24 protein-coding genes are annotated in these 21,255 nt (G+C 65.4%); 5 read left to right on the top strand and 19 right to left on the bottom strand.

The window, feature by feature from the left end; all coding sequences use genetic code 11:
- Positions 1-106: 106 nt before the first annotated feature.
- From EV687_RS00475 to petA, 11 genes are all read right to left on the bottom strand, one after another.
- On the bottom strand, positions 107-1,534 hold the full coding sequence (locus EV687_RS00475) for a pseudouridine synthase (protein WP_122225933.1): 1,428 nt from the start codon (positions 1,532-1,534) through the stop codon (positions 107-109).
- A gap of 87 nt (positions 1,535-1,621) precedes the next feature.
- Positions 1,622-2,281, bottom strand: coding sequence for an SMC-Scp complex subunit ScpB (gene scpB, locus EV687_RS00470; protein WP_122227053.1), 660 nt, complete (start codon positions 2,279-2,281; stop codon positions 1,622-1,624).
- Between the two features lie 337 nt (positions 2,282-2,618).
- Positions 2,619-3,863: an RluA family pseudouridine synthase gene (locus tag EV687_RS00465; RefSeq protein ID WP_423201055.1), complete on the bottom strand. Its 1,245-nt coding sequence runs from the start codon at positions 3,861-3,863 to the stop codon at positions 2,619-2,621.
- Between the two features lie 159 nt (positions 3,864-4,022).
- The gene (locus tag EV687_RS00460) at positions 4,023-4,841 is read right to left on the bottom strand and encodes a peptidoglycan DD-metalloendopeptidase family protein (protein WP_122225932.1); all 819 of its coding nucleotides are present in this window, start codon (positions 4,839-4,841) and stop codon (positions 4,023-4,025) included.
- Between the two features lie 13 nt (positions 4,842-4,854).
- Positions 4,855-5,709 carry a protein-L-isoaspartate(D-aspartate) O-methyltransferase gene (locus tag EV687_RS00455; RefSeq protein WP_423201054.1) on the bottom strand — a complete coding sequence of 285 codons (855 nt, stop codon included), beginning with the start codon at positions 5,707-5,709 and terminating at the stop codon, positions 4,855-4,857.
- On the bottom strand, positions 5,706-6,506 hold the full coding sequence (gene surE / locus EV687_RS00450) for a 5'/3'-nucleotidase SurE (RefSeq protein WP_122227048.1): 801 nt from the start codon (positions 6,504-6,506) through the stop codon (positions 5,706-5,708). Before surE ends, EV687_RS00455 begins: the two co-directional genes overlap by 4 nt.
- A 114-nt stretch (positions 6,507-6,620) precedes the next feature.
- Positions 6,621-7,250 carry a ClpXP protease specificity-enhancing factor gene (locus EV687_RS00445; protein WP_122225930.1) on the bottom strand — a complete coding sequence of 210 codons (630 nt, stop codon included), beginning with the start codon at positions 7,248-7,250 and terminating at the stop codon, positions 6,621-6,623.
- Between the two features lie 84 nt (positions 7,251-7,334).
- Positions 7,335-7,934 carry a glutathione S-transferase N-terminal domain-containing protein gene (locus EV687_RS00440; protein ID WP_122225929.1) on the bottom strand — a complete coding sequence of 200 codons (600 nt, stop codon included), beginning with the start codon at positions 7,932-7,934 and terminating at the stop codon, positions 7,335-7,337.
- Positions 7,935-8,081: 147 nt separating this feature from the next.
- Complete coding sequence (locus EV687_RS00435; protein WP_122227046.1) at positions 8,082-8,840, bottom strand: cytochrome c1; 759 nt, start codon at positions 8,838-8,840, stop codon at positions 8,082-8,084.
- A gap of 20 nt (positions 8,841-8,860) precedes the next feature.
- A complete protein-coding gene (locus EV687_RS00430; protein WP_122225928.1) occupies positions 8,861-10,306 on the bottom strand; it encodes a cytochrome b in 1,446 nt (481 codons plus the stop codon).
- A gap of 13 nt (positions 10,307-10,319) precedes the next feature.
- On the bottom strand, positions 10,320-10,916 hold the full coding sequence (gene petA / locus EV687_RS00425) for a ubiquinol-cytochrome c reductase iron-sulfur subunit (protein ID WP_122225927.1): 597 nt from the start codon (positions 10,914-10,916) through the stop codon (positions 10,320-10,322).
- A 159-nt stretch (positions 10,917-11,075) separates the two neighbouring features.
- Here petA and mscL point away from each other — a divergent pair, with 159 nt between their 5' ends.
- Complete coding sequence (mscL, locus tag EV687_RS00420) at positions 11,076-11,498, top strand: large conductance mechanosensitive channel protein MscL (protein ID WP_122225926.1); 423 nt, start codon at positions 11,076-11,078, stop codon at positions 11,496-11,498.
- Positions 11,499-11,600: 102 nt separating this feature from the next.
- On the opposite strand, the gene EV687_RS00415 is transcribed toward mscL, so the two are convergent.
- Together EV687_RS00415 and EV687_RS00410 are read right to left on the bottom strand one after the other, a co-directional pair.
- On the bottom strand, positions 11,601-12,347 hold the full coding sequence (locus EV687_RS00415) for a Nif3-like dinuclear metal center hexameric protein (protein ID WP_122227044.1): 747 nt from the start codon (positions 12,345-12,347) through the stop codon (positions 11,601-11,603).
- 29 nt (positions 12,348-12,376) lie between these two features.
- Positions 12,377-13,006 (bottom strand): GbsR/MarR family transcriptional regulator, encoded by a 630-nt coding sequence (locus tag EV687_RS00410; RefSeq protein ID WP_122225925.1) that lies wholly within the window; start codon positions 13,004-13,006, stop codon positions 12,377-12,379.
- Between the two features lie 169 nt (positions 13,007-13,175).
- Here EV687_RS00410 and EV687_RS00405 point away from each other — a divergent pair, with 169 nt between their 5' ends.
- On the top strand, positions 13,176-14,345 hold the full coding sequence (locus tag EV687_RS00405; protein WP_122225924.1) for a S1C family serine protease: 1,170 nt from the start codon (positions 13,176-13,178) through the stop codon (positions 14,343-14,345).
- Positions 14,346-14,394: 49 nt separating this feature from the next.
- Here EV687_RS00405 and tatC read toward each other — a convergent pair whose 3' ends face one another.
- The 6 genes from tatC to EV687_RS00370 form a co-directional block, all read right to left on the bottom strand.
- On the bottom strand, positions 14,395-15,183 hold the full coding sequence (tatC, locus tag EV687_RS00400; RefSeq protein ID WP_122225923.1) for a twin-arginine translocase subunit TatC: 789 nt from the start codon (positions 15,181-15,183) through the stop codon (positions 14,395-14,397).
- 61 nt (positions 15,184-15,244) lie between these two features.
- On the bottom strand, positions 15,245-15,775 hold the full coding sequence (tatB, locus tag EV687_RS00395; RefSeq protein WP_122225922.1) for a Sec-independent protein translocase protein TatB: 531 nt from the start codon (positions 15,773-15,775) through the stop codon (positions 15,245-15,247).
- Between the two features lie 84 nt (positions 15,776-15,859).
- The gene (gene tatA, locus EV687_RS00390) at positions 15,860-16,108 is read right to left on the bottom strand and encodes a Sec-independent protein translocase subunit TatA (protein ID WP_122225921.1); all 249 of its coding nucleotides are present in this window, start codon (positions 16,106-16,108) and stop codon (positions 15,860-15,862) included.
- 865 nt (positions 16,109-16,973) lie between these two features.
- Complete coding sequence (locus tag EV687_RS00380) at positions 16,974-17,360, bottom strand: histidine triad nucleotide-binding protein (protein ID WP_122225920.1); 387 nt, start codon at positions 17,358-17,360, stop codon at positions 16,974-16,976.
- A 97-nt stretch (positions 17,361-17,457) separates the two neighbouring features.
- Complete coding sequence (locus EV687_RS00375; protein ID WP_122225919.1) at positions 17,458-18,492, bottom strand: patatin-like phospholipase family protein; 1,035 nt, start codon at positions 18,490-18,492, stop codon at positions 17,458-17,460.
- Between the two features lie 30 nt (positions 18,493-18,522).
- Positions 18,523-18,957 (bottom strand): DUF4870 family protein, encoded by a 435-nt coding sequence (locus EV687_RS00370; RefSeq protein WP_242612400.1) that lies wholly within the window; start codon positions 18,955-18,957, stop codon positions 18,523-18,525.
- A gap of 194 nt (positions 18,958-19,151) precedes the next feature.
- Between EV687_RS00370 and ribBA the strand changes: the two genes are divergently transcribed.
- Genes ribBA through nusB form a run of 3 tightly spaced genes read left to right on the top strand, consistent with a single transcriptional unit; the run spans position 19,152 to position 21,220 of the window.
- Positions 19,152-20,273, top strand: a complete 1,122-nt coding sequence (gene ribBA, locus EV687_RS00365) for a bifunctional 3,4-dihydroxy-2-butanone-4-phosphate synthase/GTP cyclohydrolase II (RefSeq protein WP_122225918.1) — start codon at positions 19,152-19,154, stop codon at positions 20,271-20,273.
- A 6-nt stretch (positions 20,274-20,279) separates the two neighbouring features.
- Positions 20,280-20,744, top strand: coding sequence for a 6,7-dimethyl-8-ribityllumazine synthase (gene ribH / locus EV687_RS00360; protein WP_122225917.1), 465 nt, complete (start codon positions 20,280-20,282; stop codon positions 20,742-20,744).
- On the top strand, positions 20,741-21,220 hold the full coding sequence (gene nusB / locus EV687_RS00355; RefSeq protein ID WP_122225916.1) for a transcription antitermination factor NusB: 480 nt from the start codon (positions 20,741-20,743) through the stop codon (positions 21,218-21,220). Before ribH ends, nusB begins: the two co-directional genes overlap by 4 nt.
- The last annotated feature ends 35 nt before the right edge of the window (positions 21,221-21,255 follow it).

Genomic DNA, 21,255 nt, shown 5'->3' with positions numbered 1-21,255 from the left:
CCGCCAGTGGTCAGGCGCAAATTGGAAGGATGCGGGTTTCAGCCGCCCGGTATCGGGTCAACCCCAGGACAAGGCCCGCAAGAGCGATGCATGAGAACCCCGGCGGTCAGCGCCTGCCGCCCCGCCCCGGCTGACCACCGGATCCGCGCCCCGGGCCGGCATTGCGCCCCCTGCCTGCGTTGCCTGCGCCCTTGCGCTTGCGCGTGAAGCCATCCTGGCCGATGTAGCCCATCGAGGTCTGCAGCGGATCGGGCTGGCTGCCCCGCGGCTTGCCAGCGCGTCCGGCCGCCGCGGGGGCCGAAGGCGCAGGCCCGCCCTTGCGCGGCGGCGTCGCCGCACCACGCGTGCCCGCTGCGGGTGCGGCGCCGCCACGCGCCGGCCGTTGGCCGGGCCGGGTGGCGACGGGCGGCGGCGGCATCTCCGCCTCGCCCATCAGCCGCGCCACGTCGCGCTCGGACAGGTCCAGCCACATGCCGCGGCGCAGCCCGCGCATCAGCACCACGCTGCCGTAGCGAATGCGGATCAGGCGGCTGACGGCATGGCCGACGACCTCCATCATGCGCCGCACCTCGCGGTTGCGCCCTTCCGAAATGGTGACGCGATACCACTGGTTGACGCCCTCGCCACCGCCGTCCTGGATGCTGCTGAAGGCGGCCTCGCCGTCCTCGAGCATCACACCGTCGAGCAGCCGCGCCTTCTCCTCTTCGGAGAGTGCGCCGAGCACCCGCACCGCGTACTCGCGCTCCAGCCCGTAGCGCGGATGCATCAACCGGTTGGCCAGATCCCCCGAATTGGTCAGCAGCAGCAGGCCCTCGGTGTTGATGTCAAGCCGACCGACCGCCTGCCACTTGCCCTGCTGCAGGTATGGCAGCTTGCGAAACACCGTCGGGCGATTCTGCGGGTCGTCGCGCGTGACCATCTCGCCGGCCACCTTGTGGTAGGCCAGCACGCGCACGGGCGGTGGCGCGATGCGCACGCGCACGGGTTTGCCGTTGATCTTGATCTGGTCGCCATATTGCACGCGCTGGCCCACATGGGCTGGCGCATCGTTGACGGAGACCTTGCCCTGCTGGATCAGTGCCTCCATCTCCAGGCGCGATCCGATGCCCGCCTGCGCCAGCAGCTTGTGCAGCTTGGGTTGTTCGGCATCGGGCTGCAGAACCCGCTTGTGGGGCTCGCGTGGCTCGACCTGCGCCGCGGGCTCGGCATCGACGTCCAACGCACCGGCCACCACCTCCTCGAAGTCATAGCCCTCGCTGGACTCGATAGCCGCGTCGTCTGTCGATGGCTTGCCCGGGCGGCCTGGTCGCGAGCCTGCCGCACGGCCACTCGGCCGTCCCTCTGGCGGCACATCATCGCCGCCGCGCTGGCCACCCGCCTTGCCGGGCTGGCGACCCGCCAGCCGATTGCGCAGCGCGGCCGGGCCACGGCGCAGGCGTGGGCCAGCCTTTGGCTCGGGCGCCTGAGACTCGGTGGACGGCACATCGGCAGCGCTGCCGGGAGCGGAAGCGGCGGGTTTGTTTTCTTCTTGCATAAGGGGTGCTCGGGACTTTCAAAATGGGGCGACAGGACCTTGGCGCACAGGCCAGGACCATGCATGGTCAGCAAGATGGCACAGGGTTCACGGCGTGGGTTCGGATGCAGATGCGGGCTCGTTGCCAGACGCGGCGGCACCGGATGAGGCGGCCGCCATATCGCCTTCTTCCGCGGCGGGCAACAGCGCGGCTTCCAGCGAAGCGATTTGCCGAAGTGCGGCCTCACCGACAGCCTCGATCACCGGCAGGTCCTCCAGCGAAGCCAGCCCCAGATCATCGAGGAACTGCTGCGTGGTGGCAAACAGCGCCGGGCGGCCCACCGATTCACGGTGACCGATCACCTCGATCCAGCCGCGCTCCTCGAGTTGCTTGACGATCAGGCTGTTGACAGCCACGCCGCGCACTTCCTCGATATCGCCGCGGGTGACAGGCTGCTTGTAGGCAATCACCGCCAGGATCTCCATCGCCGCGCGGGAGTAGCGTGGCGTGGCCTCGGGTTCGAGCCGGCTCAGGTAAGGCAGCACCCCGGGGCGGCTCTGGAAACGCCAGCCCGAGGCCACCTGCACCAGTTCCAGGCCGCGCCGGCTCCAGTCACCCCGCAGGTCCTCAAGCCACAGAGCCAGCTGCTCCGGCGCAATCTCCGCCTCGAACAAGGCCTGCATGTCGCGCAACGCCAGCGGCGCCTTGGCACACAGCAAGGCCGTCTCCAGCACGGTGATGGGATCAATGGTCTCGGGCGCGTTCATGGGTTTGGAGAGGAGGCCGGCATCGGCAGGCGGGCCAAAGGGCAAACAGGAGCGGGTGCACGGACAAGATGGCATGGGGCCGTGCCGGCCAGCGACCCCAGGTCACTGGAAAAGGGCAACCACCACATGGGCACGATGCATCGGCTGACACTGGGCGAGAGTCACGGCATGGCCGCATATACACTGCACTGCGCATGCACCAAGGGCACGGCGGAAGCGACTGGCGCGATTCTAGCGCCGAAGCGCACCCGCCCCGCATTTTCAGTCAACATCCCTGCCGCCATATGGTCATGCGCTGCAGCAGCGGCCTATTCTCACCCCCAACCGGCCAACCCCATCAGGCCGGCAGCGCCTCGATCGGCAGGCTCAACGCGGTCAGCAAGGCCTGCAGATCGGCCGGCAGCGCCGTCTGCAGCGCCAGCGCCTGCCCGGTGTGCGGATGCACGAAGCCCAGCCGCCAGGCGTGCAAGGCCTGGCGTTGCAGCGCCTGGTGGCCCACGCCACCATACAGCGCATCCCCCACCAGCGGCAGGCCCAGGTGCCGCATGTGCACGCGAATCTGGTGCGTGCGGCCGGTGTGCAGACGGCAATGCACCAGCGCGTAATCGCCACTGCGTGCCAGCAGCGCCACGTCGGTCTGCGCGGGCTTGCCGGCGTGGCGCTCCAGATCGACCACCGCCATGCGCTGGCGGTGCGCCGGATCGCGCCCGATCGGCGCATCGACGCGCACACTCTGCCCCGGCGCCTGCCAGGGCCAGACGGTGCGTGCACCGCCATGCACCACCGCCAGATACTGGCGGCTGACCTCTCGGCTGGCGATACGCTCGACCAGCGCGGCCACCATCGGCATGCTCTTGGCGACCACCATCAGCCCGCTGGTGTCCTTGTCGAGCCGGTGCACGATGCCCGCGCGCGGCAGGCGGCCAAACACTGGATGGTAAGCCAGCAGGCCGTTGAGCAGAGTACCGCTCCAGTTGCCCGCGGCCGGATGCACCACCAGGCCGGCGGGCTTGTCGAGCACCAGCAGGTGCGCATCCTCGTAGCGGATATCAAGCCGCATCGCCTCGGGCTGGAAAGCCTGGCTCTGCGGTGTCGGCCGCAGGCTCAGTGCCAGATGCTGGCCCACCGACACCTTGGTCGCAGGCTTGCGCACACTGCGGCCATCGAGCCAGACCTGGCCGTCGCGCAGCAGCTGCTGCAGGTAATTGCGCGAGAACTCGGGCGCCAGCCGCTGCAGCGCCTTGTCCAGCCGCACGTCATGCAAGTCGGCGACGACCTGCATCTCGCGACGCTCGATGGCGCCCTCCCCGGCTTCGCGCGCCTCGACTTCGAGAAAGACCAGCTGCTCTGCTGGCAGGCCGACATCGGCCGATTGGTTGGCCGCCGTCCAGTCGAGCCAGTGCAAACCCTCGGCATCGATGGCCTGCACAGTGCGCAAAGCCCCTTGCAGGCCCTGCAGACGCGCCGCATCCGGCCCTCCGCCGCCGGCCAGGCGGGCATTGGCGGTGGATGCTACCCGCACCCACTCCCCGAGCGCACCGGCCGGGTCCTCGGCGCCGTCGGCCGGTTCGAATGCATTCACGCGACAGGCACTCCCATTGAAAAATCAGCGATCAGAGAATCTGTGGTTGAAAGAGGCGAAAGATTCAATGGGCATGCCGCCTGCCAGAAATGGCAGAAGGGATCCGGCCGAGTCGGCCGGATCCCTTCTGCCCTGCAGGTGCCCGGAAAATACCCGAGATCAGCGCTTGGGCAGGTAGCCAGCCGGGTTGACCGGTTTGCCCTGGCGGCGCACCTCGAAATGCAGCTTGACGCGATCGGCATCGGTGTTGCCCATCTCGGCGATCTTCTGGCCGCGCGAGACCTTCTGATCCTCCTTGACCAGCAGCGCGCGGTTGTGCGCATAGGCGGTCAGGTACTGGTCATTGTGCTTGAGAATGATCAGGTTGCCATAGCCGCGCAGGCCGGCACCGGCATAGACCACGTGGCCGTCGGCGGCGGCAAACACCGGATCGCCGGCATTGCCGCCGATGTCGTAGCCCTTGTTGGTGGCTTCATTGAAACCGGCCAACAGCGGACCATTGGCCGGCCAGACGAACTGCAGGCCGGAGCTGTTGGCAGCCGGCGTGGACGCCGTCACGGTCGGGATCGGGGCGTTGGCCGCAGGCGCCGCTGCCGGCGTGCTGCCACCGATCGGCTTGACCTCCACGCCAGCGGCAGGCTGGGCCTGCGCCGCCGGTGCCGCGGAGGCCACCGGCGTGGCTCCCGGCGGCGCGATGCGCAGCACCTGGCCGACCTCGATCACGTCGGCATTGGCCAACTGGTTCCAGGAAGCAATGTCGCGCCAGCTCTGCCCCGTCTCCAGGCCGATGCGGATCAGCGTGTCGCCGGGCTTGACGGTGTAGTAGCCGGCCGGCGCGGGCGAACCGCTGGCGGCATCGACCGGACGGCTCAGGTCCTCCACCGGAGCGCGGTTCAGGCCCACACTGCTGCAGCCCGCCGCCAGCAGGCAGGCGGCAACCACACTGCCCACACCAAACCATTGTCTATTGAACAACATAGTTGAAATCCTTTTAATCAACGCCTGATTTTAATGGAACAAAATGCACCGACTCCAGCGCGAAGCGCTTGATGCCGGTGCGCGTCTTGTCCACCACCACCAGCACCTGTCCGCCCTTGTCGGCATGCGTGGGCGCGATGATACGTCCGCCCACGGCCAACTGGTCGATCCAGGTCTGTGGAATGTCCTCGCCACCGGCCGCCGAAATGATGGCCGCATAGGGAGCGCCACGCGCATAGCCCTGCATGCCGTCGCCGAACAGCAGGTGCAAATTGGCCACCCGCAAGGGACGCAGGTTGTCGCGCGCGCGCTCGTGCAGGCCCTTGACCCGCTCGATCGAATACACCTCGGCGGCAATGCGGCTGAGCAGCGCCGCCTGGTAGCCGCAACCGGTGCCGATCTCCAGCACCCTTCCGGCGATGCCACCACCGGCAGCCGTGCCGGCCTCCAGCAACAGCGACAGCATGCGCGCGACCACCATTGGCTTGGAGATGGTCTGGCCAAAACCGATCGGCAGGCTGTTGTCCTCGTAGGCCTTGGCGATCAGCGCCGAATCGATGAAGGCATGGCGGGGCACCGCACGCATGGCCTCCAGCACCGGGGTGCGCAGATTGCCTGCCGCCGCGAGCCGGCTCACCATGCGGGTGCGGGCGCCTTCCTGGCTCGAAACGCTGAAAGCCGCCGCCGTCAGTGTGGCGGGCGAGAGTTGCGCAGCCGCTGGCCGGCGCAGTGCCGCACCTGCACCACCAGCAGCCAGGCTGGCGGCCGCAGCCACCGGCGCGGCGCCGCGGCGCTCCGGCACAGCCTGCGCCCGCAGGGTTGCGGCAGGCAATACCTGAGCCGGAAAACGCGGCTTCCGCTCCGTCACGGCCGCTCCTGCGCGTCGTGCAAGCCGACCGGCCGCCCGGGCGATCCGGCCGGCCGAAAACGCTTGCGCCATTCGTCCAGACGGCCGAAGTCGGTCATGTCGACCTGCAGTGGCGTCACCGCGATGTGACCGGCCTCGGTGGCATGGAAATCGGTGCCATCGGCGGCGTCCTCTGCAGCGCCGGAGGCCCCGATCCAGTACATGGTCTCGCCCCGTGGGTTCTGTTGGCTGATCACCCGTTCGGCGGCATGGCGGCGGCCCAGGCGACACCATTGCAACGGCTTGAGCTGGGCAAAGGGCCGGTTGGGGATGTTGACGTTGAGCAGCCAGGGCCGCTGGCCGATCATGTCCTGCTCGGCCAGCTGGTACACCAGCACCGCGGCGGCGCGGGCCGCCGATTCCAGATGAGCCCAGTCCTTCTCGACCAGCGAGAAGGCGATCGACGGGATGCCGAACAGATAACCCTCCATGGCCGCGCCCACCGTTCCCGAATAAAGCGTGTCATCGCCCATGTTGGCGCCGTTATTGATGCCGGAGACGACCAGGTCGGGGCGGTAGTCGAGCAGCCCCGTCAGCGCGATGTGCACGCAATCGGCCGGCGTGCCATCGACATAGCGGAAGCCGTTGTAGCCTTCGCGCACATAAAGCGGCGAATGCAGCGTCAAAGCATTCGACTTGGCACTGTTGTTGTGCTCGGGCGCCACCACCTCGACCTCGGCGATTTCCCGCAGCGCCTCGTGCAGCGCCACGATGCCTGGCGCCAGATAGCCATCGTCGTTGGAAATCAGGATCTTCAGCATGGCAGGCCGCGCTCGCTCACCAGGCGCCACCGGGCACCTGGGACAGTCAGAGACATGGGCTGCACCATGCGCGTCATGCCGGCAGCCACGATGGGACTCATCGGGCGGGCCTCATTTGACACGCCGCAATGCCGGCCGCTTGCCGCCAGCAGGCGGCCCTGGCGGGGACGGCTCATCATCGCCGCCGGAGCCCGAGTCGGCCGGGACGGCATGCAAAATTGGCGCCGCCTTGGGTGCGCTTGCCCTGGGCGCAGCCGCCTTGCGCGGGGCGTTCCTGGCCTTCTTCGGCGCCGCGTCAGATGCCTCGGGTGTTGCGGCGCCAGGGGATGCCGGCACGGGCGGCGAGTCGGATGCAGCACCTGCAGCCAAGGATGGCGGAGGGGGCGGCTGCACGTCGGCTGCTGCCGCGCCCGCCCCATCCGGCGGCACGGCGAAGGCCATGCCCTGCCCGTTTTCACGCGCATAGATGGCCAGTACCCGGCCGACCGGCACGATGATGCGCCGCGGCACGCCGCCAAAACGCGCCTGGAATTCGATTTCCTCGTTACCAAGCCGCAGGTTGACCGTGGCATCGTGGCTGATGTTGAGGACGATCTCGCCGTTCTGCACGTATTCGCGCGGCACCTGCACCGACTCATCCACCCTGACGGCCAGGTAGGGCGTGAAGCCATTGTCGCTGCACCATTCGTGAAGGGCACGCAGCAGGTATGGCTGGGTGGACGGCAGGATCGCGGAGTTCATGCAGAGGCCTTTTCATGCCAGGCAGGCCTTGCAGGCCAACCTGGTGGGATTGGAAGTGGGCAGCAGCCGCAGCGCGGCCGCGCATCAGCGGCGCATGACCTTTTCGGACGGCGTCAGCGCCTCGATGTAGGCCGGCCGCGAGAACAGGCGTTCGGCATACTTGAGCAGCGGCGCTGCATTGCGGCTGAGCTCGATGCCATAGTGCTCCAGGCGCCACAACAGCGGCGCGATCGCCACGTCCAGCATCGAGAAGTTCTCGCCCAGCATGTACTTGTTCTTGACGAAATTGGGTGCCAGCTGGGTCAGGCGGTCGCGAATGTGGGCACGTGCCTTGTCCTTGCCCTTGGCCTCGCCGTCCTCGAGGGTCGAGACGTGCACGAACAATTCCTTCTCGAAGTTGAGCAGGAACAGGCGCACGCGGGCACGGTCGACCGGGTCGCCCGGCATCAACTGCGGATGCGGAAAGCGCTCGTCGATGTATTCGTTGATGATGTTCGATTCGTACAGGATCAGGTCGCGCTCGACCAGGATGGGCACCTGGCCATAGGGGTTCATGACGCTGATTTCCTCGGGCTTGTTGAAAAGATCGACATCGCGGATCTCGAAATCCATGCCCTTTTCAAACAGCACGAAGCGGCAGCGGTGGGAAAAAGGGCAGGTTGTCCCCGAATAAAGCACCATCATGTGATTGAGTTCCTCAAAAAGTGAAAGAGTGGTGCGCCTGGTTGCCACCACTCTGTATCGGCCAATCATACAAAAAACGGGCATCCAATTTCAAGATGCCCGCCCGGGAATTCGCCCTAGCGGGCACTTAATTGGCGTCTTGCCGGTTTATTTCACATCCCGCCAGAAGGCCTTGTTGAGTTGCCAGGTCACGAAAATGGCCATGAGCAGGAAGGCCAGCACCCAGATGCCGATGCGCTGGCGGGTCAACTGCGCCGGCTCACCCATCCATTGCAGAAAGGTCACCAGATCGGCCACGGCCGCATCGTACTCCGCTTCGCTGAGCTGGCCGGGAGAAACCTGTTCCCATCCCTTGAAGACCTTGACGGTCTCGCCGTGGCTCTGCGCCTCCTCGAAGAGCGGACGACGTTCACCCTGCAGCTCCCAGAGGATGTGCGGCATGCCGATGTTCGGGTAGGCCAGGTTGTCCCAGCCGGTGGGCTTGGCCGGATCGCGGTAGTAGGAGCGCAGCAGCGTGTAGAGGTAGTCGGCACCCGAGCCCGCCGAGCCGGCACGCGAGCGCGCGATCAGCGTCAGGTCAGGTGGATTCTTGCCGAACCACTCCTTGGCTTCCTCCGGGTTGATGGCCGAGACCATGGTGTCGCCCACATTGTCGGTGGTGAACATCAGATTGCTCTTGATCTGTTCTTCGGTCAGGCCGATGTCGCGCATGCGGTTGTAGCGCATGAACGCGGCCGAGTGGCAGCTGAGGCAGTAGTTGACGAACAGCTTGGCGCCATGCTGGAGCGAGGCCTCGTCCTTGATGTTGACAGGGGCCTTGTCCCAGGCGATGCTGCCTTCGGCGGCGGCCACGGCCGCCGAGGCCAGGCCCAGCGAGGTGATCAGCGTGAGGAGAATTCTTTTTATCATGGCAAAACCCTTGGTCTTCAGTGCGGCTTGAATGTCACGCGATCGGGAACGGGCTTGGACTTGCCCAGCCGGCTCCACCAGGGCATCAGCAGGAAGAAGCCGAAGTAGAAGAAGGTGCCGACCTGCGAGACGCGCTCGCCAACCGGCGACGGCGGCTGCACACCCAGGTAGGCCAGCACAACGAAGTTCACCACGAAGACCGCATACAGGTACTTGTGCCAAGTCGGGCGGTAGCGGATCGAGCGGGCCTCGCTGCAGTCGAGCCAGGGCAGGAAGAACAGAATGATGACCGCGCCCCCCATCACCACCACGCCCCAGAACTTGGCGTCAATACCCGCCAGGGCCGCAATGCCGGTGAAGGAAAAGGCACCGAACAACACCAGCGCCACCAGGCAAGCGGCGCTCACCAGCACCTTGGCCAGCACTGGCAGACGCGCCTTGACCCACATGAAGGCCACTGCCAGCACGACGACCAGCGAGACCGCCGTCATCATCTCGGTGGTGATGGCACGCAGCATCGAATAGAACGGCGTGAAGTACCACACTGGCGCAATGTGCGCTGGCGTGACCATCGGGTCGGCCGGGATGAAGTTGTTGAACTCGAGGAAGTAACCGCCCATCTCCGGTGCGAAGAACACCACGGCGGAGAAGACGAACAGGAACACCGCCACACCGAAGATGTCATGCACCGTGTAGTACGGGTGGAACGGAATGCCGTCGAGCGGGTGCCCCTTGTCGTCCACCGGCCGGCCCTTGCCCTTGATCTCGATACCATCCGGGTTGTTCGAGCCAACGTCGTGCAGCGCCAGCAAATGCGCCACCACCAAGCCCAGCAGCACCAGCGGCACGGCGATCACGTGGAAGCTGAAGAAGCGGTTGAGCGTGGCGTCCGAGACCACATAGTCGCCGCGAATCAGCAGCGCCAGGTCCGGGCCGATGCCGGGAATGGCCGCGAACAGGTTGACGATCACCTGCGCGCCCCAGTAGGACATCTGGCCCCAGGGCAGCAGGTAGCCCATGAAGGCCTCGGCCATCAGGCACAGGAAGATCGCGCAGCCGAAAATCCACACCAGTTCACGCGGCTTGCGGTAGGAACCGTAGAGCAGCCCGCGGAACATGTGCAGGTAGACCACGATGAAGAAGGCCGAGGCGCCGGTCGAATGCATGTAGCGGATCAGCCAGCCCCAGGGCACGTCGCGCATGATGTACTCGACCGAGGCGAAGGCCTTCTCCGCATCGGGCTTGTAGTGCATCACCAGGAAGATGCCGGTGACGATCTGGATCACCAGCACCAACAGGGCCAGCGAGCCGAAGATGTACCAGAAGTTGAAATTCTTCGGTGCGTAGTACTCCGACATGTGGACGCGGTAGGCCGCAAACGCAGTCGGAAAACGGTTCTCGAACCAGTTGACGGTCTTGGCCGACAACGAGGCATTGGGGGATAGTTCTTTGAATTCAGCCATTGCCAGCTCCTCTTCAGGCCGTGTCTTCGCCAATCAGAATCTTCGCGTCCGACAGGTAGCGGTGCGGCGGCACTTCCAGGTTGTCCGGCGATGGCTTGTTCTTGAAGACACGTCCGGCCAGGTCGAAGGTCGAGCCATGGCAAGGGCACAGGAAACCGCCCTTCCAGTCGCTTGGCAGCGATGGCTGCGGCCCGGGCGTGAACCTGTCCGAGGGAGAGCAACCCAGGTGCGGACAGATGCCCACCGTGACCAGGTATTCGGGCTTGATCGAGCGGTACTCGTTGCGCGCATAGGCCGGTGTCGCGGCGTAGCTGGTCCGCTTGGACTCGGGGTCGGCGAGCTCGCCGTCGAGCCCGGCCAGCTCGGCCAGTTGCTCGGGGGTGCGACGGATCACCCAGACCGGCTTGCCGCGCCACTCGGCGATCAGCTTCTCACCGGGCTGCAGCCCCGAGATGTCCACTTCCACCGAGGCGCCGGCCGCCTTGGCACGCTCCGACGGAGAGAAGGAACTGACAAAGGGAACAGCTGTCGCCAGGCCACCAACCGCTCCGGTGCAGGCAGAGGCGATGATCCACGTCCGCTTGCTGGCATCAGCAGGAGTGTCACTCATGGGGTTTTCCTTGACCAGATTTTGATTATGGGTAGTCGACGGAATTTGTAACAAAACCGCGATCCGCTGGTAATTGTATGTACCCGAGCCCTGGCGGGGTCTGCCGTTTGGCGCAAAATAGCGCTTTCTCTGATCTCAAGCAAAAAAGGGAGAGTTCCAATGAGCTTCATGCACGAATTTCGCGAGTTTGCCGTCAAGGGCAATGTGATGGATCTGGCCGTCGGCGTGATCATCGGGGGGGCTTTCGGCAAGATCGTCGACTCCGTCGTCAGTGATCTGATCATGCCGCTCGTGGGGCTGGTCTTCGGCAAGCTGGACTTCAGCAATCTTTTCATCGCATTGAGCGAAGTGCCCCCGGGTACGGCTCGCACGCTCGAGGCCTACAAGACGGCTGGCGTGCCGGTGTTCGCCTACGGCAACTTCCTGACTATCCTGCTGAACTTCCTCATCCTGGCCTTCATCATCTTCGTGATGATCAAGCAGATCAACCGGCTCAAGCGCGAGGCGCCCCCGGCCGCGCCGGCCGCGCCAAGCGAAGACATCGTGCTGCTGCGCGAGATCCGCGACAGCCTGCGCCGCTGAACTGCGACAAGCCGCTCGCCCCCATGACAAAGGCCCGCTGCAAGCGGGCCTTTGTCATGGGCCGTCATCTTCGGACCTTGTTTTTCGGCGACGCGCCAAGACCTACGCCGGATTGTCGATCTCGATGAACCGGTGCTCCAGGCCCAGCTGCTGCGCCACATGCCGGCCCAGGGCCGGAGCGCCAAAGCGCTCCGTGGCATGGTGGCCGGCAGCGAAGAAGCTGACACCGCATTCACGCGCCAGATGGGCCTGGGGCTCGGAGATCTCACCGGTCACGAAGGCATCGGCACCCGCATCAATGGCCTGCTGGAAGTACCCCTGCGCCCCACCCGTGCACCAGGCCAGCCGCCGGATCGGCCGCCCACCATCGATGCTCACCACCCCGCGGCCCAGGCGTTGGCGCAAAGCCCCGGCCAGCGCGTCGGCATGTTCATACTCGGCATCGGCGGCGAACACCAGCGATTTCTCGGCGATCGGCGCGCCCTCGCCCCAGCCCATGTGCAGGCCCAGCTGGGCGTTGTTGCCCAGCCGTGGATGCGCATCCAGCGGCAGGTGGTAGGCAAACAGATTGATGTCGTGCAGCAGCAGGGTGCGCACCCGCTGGCGCAGCCAGCCCGTCAGCCGCCCATCCATGCCGCGCCAGAACAGGCCGTGGTGCACCAGAACAGCATCGGCGCCAGCCTCGACGGCCGCGTCGATCAGGGCCTGGCTGGCCGTCACGCCACTGACCAGTCTGCCGATCTGCACACGGCCCTCGACCTGCAGCCCGTTGGGGCCATAGTCCTGAAAGCCCTCGGGCCGCAGAATGCCGGCAAACACCTCCAGTAGGGCATCACGCGTGACAGCCATCATTCCCCCGTTTCATCCGTAATTCCTGGTCATTCCTTCGCAGCCGGCGAAGCGTTCACCGCATCGCCATCGTGCTGCAACGGTGTCTTTGCGGCGCGTGCGCTCTTGCCCCCTGCGCCGGTGAGCTTGTCCTTGAGCGTGAGCAGGCGCGTGACCTTCGAGCCCATGGCCATCAGCTGCATCACCGTCTCGGGCTTGAGGTGCTGCACCTCGTCATACCAGCTGACCAGGCGGTCCACCAGTTCATACATCTGCTGCATGCGCTGCTGCGCGTGGCGCGCCTCGTCGCTGGAAGGTTCCTCGAGCAGCGCCGCACGCAGCATCGAGATGGTCGGCTCGATCTCGCGGCGGCGGCGCTCCTCGGCGAGCACGCGGAAGATCTCCCAGATGTCCTCGGGCGCCTGGAAGTATTCGCGCCGGTCGCCCGGCTGGTGCTTGAGCTGCACCAATCGCCACGACTGCAGTTCCTTGAGCCCCATGCTGACGTTCGAGCGCGAGAATTCGAGCTTCTGGGCGATGTCATCAGCGTTGAGCGGCTTGCTCGAGAGAAACAGCAACGCATAAATCTGCCCTACGGTGCGATTGATGCCCCAGCGGCTGCCCATCTCACCGAAATGGGCCACGAACTGGCGCGTCAGAGGGTCGAGCGGATCGTTCATATGCAAAGATTCATTATCATTCTTCTCCATATCCGGAATGTATCCCTTTTCGTTTTCCCGCAAAGGGCAACAGGCTGAAGTTGAGGGCGGCGCAGCGACATTGACGCGCGCCCTCCCTTCTGGAACCCCTGGTCATACCGCCCACGGTCTTTGTCAAAGGCATTTCCCCATGCGACGCTGCTGGCTGCTGTTCTCCCAATGGGTCACCGTCGCTCTGGCGGTCTTCTTCGTGCTCAGCACCCTCCGGCCCGGCTGGCTGGCTGCGCTTGGCCCAGCCAGCGACGCGCCTGCCGAACCGGACGCCATCCAATGGGACCGCAGCCCTGCGCCCGCTCGCCCCGACCCGGTAGCGGGCAGCTTTCGCGCTGCAGCCGAACAGGCCGCACCCTCGGTGGTCAGCATCAACACCACCAAGACCATCCGGCATCCCTATGCCAATGACCCGCTGTTCCAGTACTTCTTCGGCGACGCCACCAACCAGTCGCAAAGCGGCCTGGGCAGCGGCGTGATCGTCAGCGCGCATGGCTACCTGCTGACCAACAATCATGTCATCGAAAGCGCCGATGAAATCACCGTCACGCTGCATGATGGACGCGAACTGCCGGCCCAGGTCGTCGGCACCGACCCGGACTCGGACCTGGCCGTGCTCAAGATCGGGGCCGAGGGCCTGCCGGCCATCCGCATCGGCAACTCGGACCAACTGGCGATCGGCGACCCGGTGCTGGCCATCGGCAATCCATTCGGCGTGGGCCAGACCGTTACCAGCGGCATCATCAGCGCGCTGGGGCGCAATCACCTGGGTCTGAACCTCTTCGAGAACTTCATCCAGACCGACGCCGCCATCAATCCCGGCAATTCGGGCGGAGCGCTGGTGGACACCCAGGGAGATCTGCTGGGCATCAACACCGCCATATTCTCCCAGTCGGGCGGCAGCATGGGCATCGGCTTCGCGATTCCCGCCTCCACCGCCGAATTCGTGCTGGAAAGCCTGCAGCGCGATGGCCGCGTCATCCGCGGTTGGGTCGGACTGGTGAGCAACGACCTCACTCCCGAACTGGCGCAGGCGGCCGGCGTGGACGCCCGGACCGGTGTGATCGTCACGGGTGTGCTGCAGGAAGGCCCGGCGGCGCGCGCCGGCATTCGCCCTGGCGACGTCATCACCCAGGTGGGCGAGAAAGCCATCCGCAATGTGCCAGAGCTGCTGGGGAGCGTGGCCGCACTGCGGCCGGGGGCCCCCACCCAGATCACCGTGCACCGGCACGAACAGGCCATGCAGGTCACGATCACGCCGGATGAGCGACCGCCCACCGTGCGCACCGGGGCCGCAGGGCGCCGCTGAAGATACGGAATATGGGCCAGCGGCCAGCAGCAGCCACCGGGTGCTCCATTCAGGCCCCGCCGGTGCTCTCCTGCTCGCCCGGCCGGGTCGGCGGCGCGAACCAGCGCGAAGCAAAGATGCCCACTTCATACAGCAGGCACATCGGCACCGCCAGCGCGAGTTGAGAAATCACGTCCGGCGGCGTCACCAGGGCGGCAATGACAAAGGCCACGACGATGAAATAGCCGCGGAAGGCGCGCAGCTTCTCTACCGTCACCAGTTGGAAACGCACCAGCAGCAGGACCACGATCGGCACCTGGAAGGCCATTGCAAAAGCGATGTACAGCGACAGGATGACGCCGACGTAGGACGCCACATCAGGCGTGGCGGCAACGCTGGCCGGGGCGAAGTTCTGGATGAACGCGAACATCTTGTCGAGCACGAAGAGCTGGACAAAGGCGATGCCGACATAGGCCAGCAGGCTGCCGAGTACGATCAGCGGCAGTGCGAAGCGCTTCTCGTGGCTGTAGAGACCCGGCGCCACGAAGGCCCAGATCTGGTAGACCAGCCACGGCAGGGCCAGCAGCACCGCCACCAGCAGCAGCACCTTGAGCGGCACCAGCACCGGCGAGAGCACGCCCACGGCGATGAGCTTGGCATCGGGCGGCATGTGGACGCGGATCGGATGGGCGATCCAGTCGATCAGCGTGCTGGGGCCAGGCCAGATGGCCAGCACTGCCGCCGCAACGGCCAGGCCGATGATGCAATAGACCAACCGGTCGCGCAGCTCCATCAAATGCTGCACGAACGGTTGCTCGGTACCCGAGAGTTCGTCGTCTTCCTTGGCGCTTTGGGACATGGAGGGCTTGTTGTGAGACAGGGTAATGGCTTCGGCAGGAGGGGCGCCGCCGGGCAATGCGTTAGCGCGGCAGCTTTATACCGGCCGGGCGGTGACGTGCCACCCGCGCCGCGCCGGACTGCACGTGGCTGCGCACCTGATGGCGCGTCTTGTACCAGTGCGGCACGGCACTGCGACGCTTGCGCCAGTTCTTGCGTGGTGGCTGGTAGGCCGGCACCACATTCGTGACGAATTCGCGCTTGCTGGCGTCTTCCAGACCATCGCCAGTGCCGTCGCGTCCGGCAGTGGCCGCACTGGCGTCACCGGTTCCGCTGCCATCCAGGCCGTCGAACTGCTGCTGAAAATCGTTGGCGTGCGTGCGCACGCTGGTCTCGACCTCGCGCGCGGCCTGTTCGACGCTGGCCTTGACCTTGCGCAATTCATCGAGATCCATCGAACGATTGACCTCGGCCTTCACATCGTTGACATAGCGCTGCGCCTTGCCCAGCAAGGCGCCCACCGTCCGCGCGACCCGCGGCAGCTTTTCGGGCCCGATGACGATCAAGGCCACCACGCCAATCAGGACCAGTTTGGAAATCCCCAGGTCAAACATGCGTCACCATCCGGATCGAAGGCCAGCGGCCGCCCCGTATCGCCACGGCCGAAATGGCAGCCGTGTGAGCAGACACTTCGGCTCTCAGTGCTTTTCCTTGGCGTCGATGTCGATGGTCTTGCCGTCGGCATCCCCGCTCTTGTTGGCAACCTGGGCCGTGGCCGTCGGCGCCTTGCCATCGGCGGCATCCTCGCCACCTTCTCGCATGCCGTCCTTGAAGCCCTTGACGGCGCCACCAAGGTCGGTGCCGATGTTGCGCAGCTTCTTGGTGCCAAAAATCAGCACCACCACCAGCAGCACCACCAGCCAATGCCAAATCGAGAATCCACCCATATCCAAACCTCCTGCGTCAATCGGTATCGGTTCACGCGCCCGCTGCCCGCGCTCGGGCGGCGGGTGGCGGGTGGCGCGATCAGTGCTGCACATTGTATGTCGGGCCATCCGCCCTGCATGTCCATGCGGGCATCAAAACCGCGTCTATTCATGCACCCCGGTAAGTCATTTGACGTACCGGCAGCCAAGCGGCACCCTGCACCAGTCCCGGCCGAACGCTTCATGGCCAGTATCCCTCGGCTGCGCAGCCAACCTGGTGCCCGGACCAAATCGAGACCGAAGTGTTGCCGCAGGAAAAGAAACCGACCGCTTGGTGAGTCGATATTTCATCCGGATACCGTGGCGTGCCGAAGCGGGCCAGGTACAAGGGACTGGCGCGGATCACGCAATCGACGCCTACGCGAGCCAGATCGACCAGCCGGTCGCCACTGTTGACCACCAGAGGTCGATGCAGGGATAGCGATTGCGGAACTCGTCGATCCTTGGCAGCACGACCAGGGAGGCATGGACGCTGATGCCATTTGCCTTGCCACCGGAGCGGCCATCGCTGCCGCGGAAACCTGGAACACATGTCCCCTTTCTTGCCGTCGAGCATCACAGCGACAGGCGGAAAAAGAGCCTTCGTTCGTCTGCGCAACGCAGCAAGTTTCCGAAGGCTTCCGTCAGGCGCGAAAAACGCAAGCGACTTTGGGCACAGTCCATCGCTGAATGGCAAAGGTCGCTTGCTGTGGCGACACAAAGAAGGACACTGTGCTACCGGGCATATCCCGGCCTCTTGCCCAGGACATGTTCGCCTTGGATCTCTCGGGCCTGCGCGTGAACGCCCTCACAGCGGCGGGATCACGATGCCACGCAGGCCATGGCTCTAGCCCTTTAGCCAGGGGCGCGCGCCTCCAATCACGTGGAGGTGCAGGTGATGCACCTCCTGCCCGCCTTCGGCACCAGTGTTGATGACGATCCGAAAGCCCCCTTCCGGGTAGGGGTTGCAGCCCTGCTCCAGCGCCAGCTTCGGCGCCAGCGCCAGCATGCGCCCGAGCAGCCCCGCATCCTCGGGCCGGACTTGCGCCATCGACGGTACATGGCGCTTGGGGATCATCAGGAAGTGCACCGGTGCCCAAGGGCTGATGTCGTGGAAGGCGTAAATCTCGTCGTCCCCGTAGACCTTGCGTGATGGAATGCTGCCTTCGGCAATCTTGCAGAAGATGCAGTCCGGCTCGTACGCGTTGCGGTGTTCGTGGTGGTGCTCTGTCATGGCCCTCGGTTTCCTTGCCACTGTTGCTGTTGCTCGCTACTGCTTGTTGTTGCTTGTCGTTGTCGCATGGCCCTGCATGGGCATGGATCCAACGGATCTATTCTTCCAGCGTCGAGCGCACGCCGATGTCTCCCTGGTGCACGGCCAGCCAACGCTTGGCCGAGTCGCGCCCGCGTTCGAACAGATTGAGCAGAAAGCCCATGTCGGTGCGCAGCTTGCTGTCGCTGCCAAAGGTTTTCAGGTAGGCGCCGCCATCGACGCGGTGCATCCGCACATACTTGTAGCGCCGCATGTCCAGCCGGCCCTCGTCGATCAGGCGGCGCACGAACTCGATGGCGCGCAACTCCGCCAGCAGGCTGGCGTTGAAGGTCACCTCGTTGATGCGCTCCTGGATCTCGGCCATGCTCTGCGGCAGATGGTCGAGCTCGATCGGGTTGATCTGCACCAGCAGAACGTCGTTGGCGCGGGTGCGGTAGATCAGCGGATAGATGGCCGGATTGCCCGAGAAGCCGCCATCCCAGTAATGCTCGCCATCGATTTCCACTGCATGGAAAATCTGCGGCAAGCAGGCCGAGGCCATGACGGATTCGGCGCTGATTTCGTCGTCGGAGAAAATCTTGCTGCGGCCCGTGCGCACATTGGTGGCGCAAACGAAGAGCCGCGGCGCGGCGTGGCCGCTGTGGCGGTTGATGGCCTCGAAATCCAGCTGGCGCCTGAGAATCGAGCGCAGCGGGTTGATGTCCATCGGATTGGACTGCGCGGGCGAGAGTGCGGGCGCCAGAAGCGGCTTGAGCCAGGGCATCCACTGGCTGGCGAAGTTCGACGGATTGGCCGTCAGGAACACGCCAAGCGTGCCCACCGCCTCCCAGAAGGTTCGCAGCGCCTCGCGCGCCAACTCGCAACCCAGCCGGTGGCGTGCCTGGGCGTCGTCGGGCTCGCGCTCGGCCGCCTGTGCAAAGCCGTGGGCCAGCACGACGGCATTCATGGCTCCGGCACTGGTGCCGCTGATGCCGTCGAACTGGTAGGCCCCCCCTTCCAGCAGGGCGTCGAGCACCCCCCAGGTGAAGGCGCCGTGCGCACCCCCGCCCTGCAGGGCGAGGTTGATGGTCTGGGGCTTTTGCGGTTGCGCCATGCGTCGGGAAATCTCCGGTTGGGAAAAATCTCAGGGCGTGATCGGCCGATTCTGGTTCATGGCGATCATGCCGCGCACGATGCGCACCAGAAACCAGACGGAGACGAAGAACCAGGCGACCTTGCCGGGAAAATAGAGCAGCAGGTAAAGCGGCGCCGTCACCAGATACAGCAGGCCGGCGATCACGACACTGCGAATGCGCCAGGCGAAATGGCTTTGCTGCCAGGTGCCCGCGGCATCGGGCTGCTTGACCAGGTCCAGCACCAGCGCCACCAGCAGCAGCAACAGGCTGGGCTCGGCCGCTGGCACCACAGCGGCAATCGCCACCACCAGATGCATGCCATAGCTGATCCAGCCCAGTACCTTGAGGCCATCCTCGTTCCGGTCGTCCTGCCGCTTGCCAGCGGGTTTGGCCTTGACATCGATGATGTCCTGCTCGTCTTGGGGGTCCGTGTGATGATTCATGCCTTGCCTTGTGAGCCATGCCCGAGAGGCATGGCAAGAAGGCCCTATTCTGCCCCAAGCGATGCGCCGGACACGGCTCGTCCCTGCATGCAGGGCTGGTACTGCCCGCCACGCGATCCACTGCGGCCGCAGCCCCTGGGGCGCGGTGCTACCGCAGCGCTACAATAGGCGCCTTCGCTGACAGGCCCATCTCCATGAACACCCCACTGACACCCGCGCCCATCTCCCCCGTCGAAGAAATCATCGAAGAATTGCGCGCCGGGCGCATGGTTATCCTGGTGGATGAGGAGGACCGCGAGAACGAGGGCGACCTGGTTCTGGCGGCCGATCATGTGACACCCGAGGCCATCAACTTCATGGCCAAGTACGCGCGCGGCCTGGTCTGCCTGACGCTCACACGCGAGCGCTGCCAGCTTCTCAACCTGCCGCCCATGGCCCGCCGCAACGGCACGCGTTTCGACACCGCATTCACCGTCTCGATCGAGGCGGCCGAAGGCGTCACCACCGGCATCTCGGCAGCCGATCGCGCCCGCACCATCCAGGCGGCCGTGGCCGCCGACGCCAAGCCGACCGACCTGGTGCAGCCGGGCCACATCTTCCCGGTGCAGGCCGTCGATGGCGGCGTGCTGATCCGCGCCGGCCATACCGAGGCGGGCTGCGACCTGACCGGGCTGGCCGGCCTCACGCCCTCGGCCGTGATCTGCGAGATCATGAAGGACGACGGCACCATGGCACGCCTGCCCGACCTGCAGGTCTTCGCCGCCGAGCATGGCATCAAGATCGGCACCATTGCCGACCTGATCGAGTACCGCAGCAAGCACGAATCGCTCATCGAGCGCATCAGCACCCGCAATCTCCAGACCCATTGGGGCGATTTCATCACCCATGCCTACCGGGACCGTCTCAGCCAGACGGTGCACCTGGCACTGGTCAAAGGCAGCTGGGAGCCGGGCGAGGAGATCCCGGTGCGCGTGCACGAGCCGCTCTCCGTTTTCGATGCACTGGAAGTGCGGCGCGACCTGCACTCCTGGAGCCTCGACGAAAGCCTCGGCTACCTGCACAAGCAGGGCCAGGGCGTGGCCGTGCTGCTCAACTGCGGTGAATCGGCCCAGGAAGTGCTCGACCAGTTCGAGGGCCGCGCCCACCCCTCCCATGCGCCGGCACAGGGCCGCATGGATCTGCGCACCTATGGCATCGGCGCGCAGATCCTGCGCAACCTGGGCGTCGAACGCATGCGCCTGCTGGGCCAGCCGCGCCGCCTGCCCAGCATGGCCGGCTACAAGCTCGAGATCACCGGTTTCATCAACAAGGAATAACACCACATGTTCGGTGCCAACAAAGGCCAGGCCAATCTGCAGGATGGCAGCAAGCTCAAGATCGCCATCGTGCAGGCGCGCTTCAATGAAGACATCACCAACGAGCTCCACCGCGCGGCCCGCGAAGAGCTGCTGGAGCTGGGCGTGCCGGAAAAGCACATCGAGCACATCACCGTGCCCGGTGCGCTGGAAGTGCCGCTGGCCCTGCAGGCGCTGGCCGAGCAGGACCGCTTTGACGCGCTGATCGCGCTGGGCTGCATCATCCGCGGCGAGACCTACCACTTCGAACTGGTCGCCAACGAATCGGGCGCCGGCGTCAGCCGCATCGGCCTGGACTATGGCCTGCCGATCGCCAATGCCATCCTGACGACGGAAAACACCGAACAGGCCGTTGCCCGCCAGACCGAGAAGGGGCGTGACGCCGCCCGCGTTGCCGTCGAAATGGCCAACCTGATCGGGCAGCTCGCATGACCGCAGACACCGCACACAGCCACAAGCCCAGCAGCAAGAAGAACGCCCGCAGCCGGGCCCGCGAGTTCGCCCTGCAGGCGCTTTACCAGCACATCGTCGGGCGCAACGAGGCCAGTGCCATCGACGCCTTCACGCGCGACCTCAGCGGCTTCCACAAGGCCGACTCGGCCCACTATGATGCGCTGCTGCATGGCTGCATAGAGGATGCCCAGGCGCTGGATGCCGCCATCACCCCGGTGCTCGACCGGCCGCTTGCGGAGATCTCGCCGATCGAACGCGCCGTGATGTGGATGGGCCTCTACGAATTCCAGCACGCGCCGGACGTGCCTTGGCGGGTTGTGCTCAACGAATATGTCGAGCTGGCCAAGTCCTTTGGCGGCACCGACGGCCACAAATACGTCAATGCCGTGTTGCACGCACTGGCCGGCAATTACCGCGCCACCGAGATGGCCGCCGACCAGCAGCGCGCCAGCTGACGTGCATCCTCCACCCCCTGGCCCCGCACGCGGGG

Source organism: Corticibacter populi (assembly GCF_004217315.1).
Lineage (GTDB): Bacteria > Pseudomonadota > Gammaproteobacteria > Burkholderiales > Burkholderiaceae_C > Lampropedia > Lampropedia populi.
This window is presented reverse-complemented; position numbering and strand designations above follow the sequence as displayed.

Bases quoted from the DNA above. Each gene is read 5' to 3' on its own strand.
- EV687_RS00440 (WP_122225929.1), bottom strand. From the start codon at position 7,934: ATGATGGTGCTTTATTCGGGGACAACCTGCCCTTTTTCCCACCGCTGC.
- EV687_RS00410 (WP_122225925.1), bottom strand. From the start codon at position 13,006: ATGAACGATCCGCTCGACCCTCTGACGCGCCAGTTCGTGGCCCATTTC.
- scpB (WP_122227053.1), bottom strand. From the start codon at position 2,281: ATGAACGCGCCCGAGACCATTGATCCCATCACCGTGCTGGAGACGGCC.
- tatB (WP_122225922.1), bottom strand. From the start codon at position 15,775: ATGTTTGACCTGGGGATTTCCAAACTGGTCCTGATTGGCGTGGTGGCC.
- mscL (WP_122225926.1), top strand. From the start codon at position 11,076: ATGAGCTTCATGCACGAATTTCGCGAGTTTGCCGTCAAGGGCAATGTG.
- ribBA (WP_122225918.1), top strand. From the start codon at position 19,152: ATGAACACCCCACTGACACCCGCGCCCATCTCCCCCGTCGAAGAAATC.
- EV687_RS00460 (WP_122225932.1), bottom strand. From the start codon at position 4,841: ATGTTGTTCAATAGACAATGGTTTGGTGTGGGCAGTGTGGTTGCCGCC.
- EV687_RS00375 (WP_122225919.1), bottom strand. From the start codon at position 18,492: ATGGCGCAACCGCAAAAGCCCCAGACCATCAACCTCGCCCTGCAGGGC.
- tatA (WP_122225921.1), bottom strand. From the start codon at position 16,108: ATGGGTGGATTCTCGATTTGGCATTGGCTGGTGGTGCTGCTGGTGGTG.
- EV687_RS00405 (WP_122225924.1), top strand. From the start codon at position 13,176: ATGCGACGCTGCTGGCTGCTGTTCTCCCAATGGGTCACCGTCGCTCTG.
- EV687_RS00370 (WP_242612400.1), bottom strand. From the start codon at position 18,957: ATGAATCATCACACGGACCCCCAAGACGAGCAGGACATCATCGATGTC.
- EV687_RS00445 (WP_122225930.1), bottom strand. From the start codon at position 7,250: ATGAACTCCGCGATCCTGCCGTCCACCCAGCCATACCTGCTGCGTGCC.
- ribH (WP_122225917.1), top strand. From the start codon at position 20,280: ATGTTCGGTGCCAACAAAGGCCAGGCCAATCTGCAGGATGGCAGCAAG.
- tatC (WP_122225923.1), bottom strand. From the start codon at position 15,183: ATGTCCCAAAGCGCCAAGGAAGACGACGAACTCTCGGGTACCGAGCAA.
- petA (WP_122225927.1), bottom strand. From the start codon at position 10,916: ATGAGTGACACTCCTGCTGATGCCAGCAAGCGGACGTGGATCATCGCC.
- EV687_RS00380 (WP_122225920.1), bottom strand. From the start codon at position 17,360: ATGACAGAGCACCACCACGAACACCGCAACGCGTACGAGCCGGACTGC.
- EV687_RS00475 (WP_122225933.1), bottom strand. From the start codon at position 1,534: ATGCAAGAAGAAAACAAACCCGCCGCTTCCGCTCCCGGCAGCGCTGCC.
- EV687_RS00430 (WP_122225928.1), bottom strand. From the start codon at position 10,306: ATGGCTGAATTCAAAGAACTATCCCCCAATGCCTCGTTGTCGGCCAAG.
- EV687_RS00415 (WP_122227044.1), bottom strand. From the start codon at position 12,347: ATGGCTGTCACGCGTGATGCCCTACTGGAGGTGTTTGCCGGCATTCTG.
- nusB (WP_122225916.1), top strand. From the start codon at position 20,741: ATGACCGCAGACACCGCACACAGCCACAAGCCCAGCAGCAAGAAGAAC.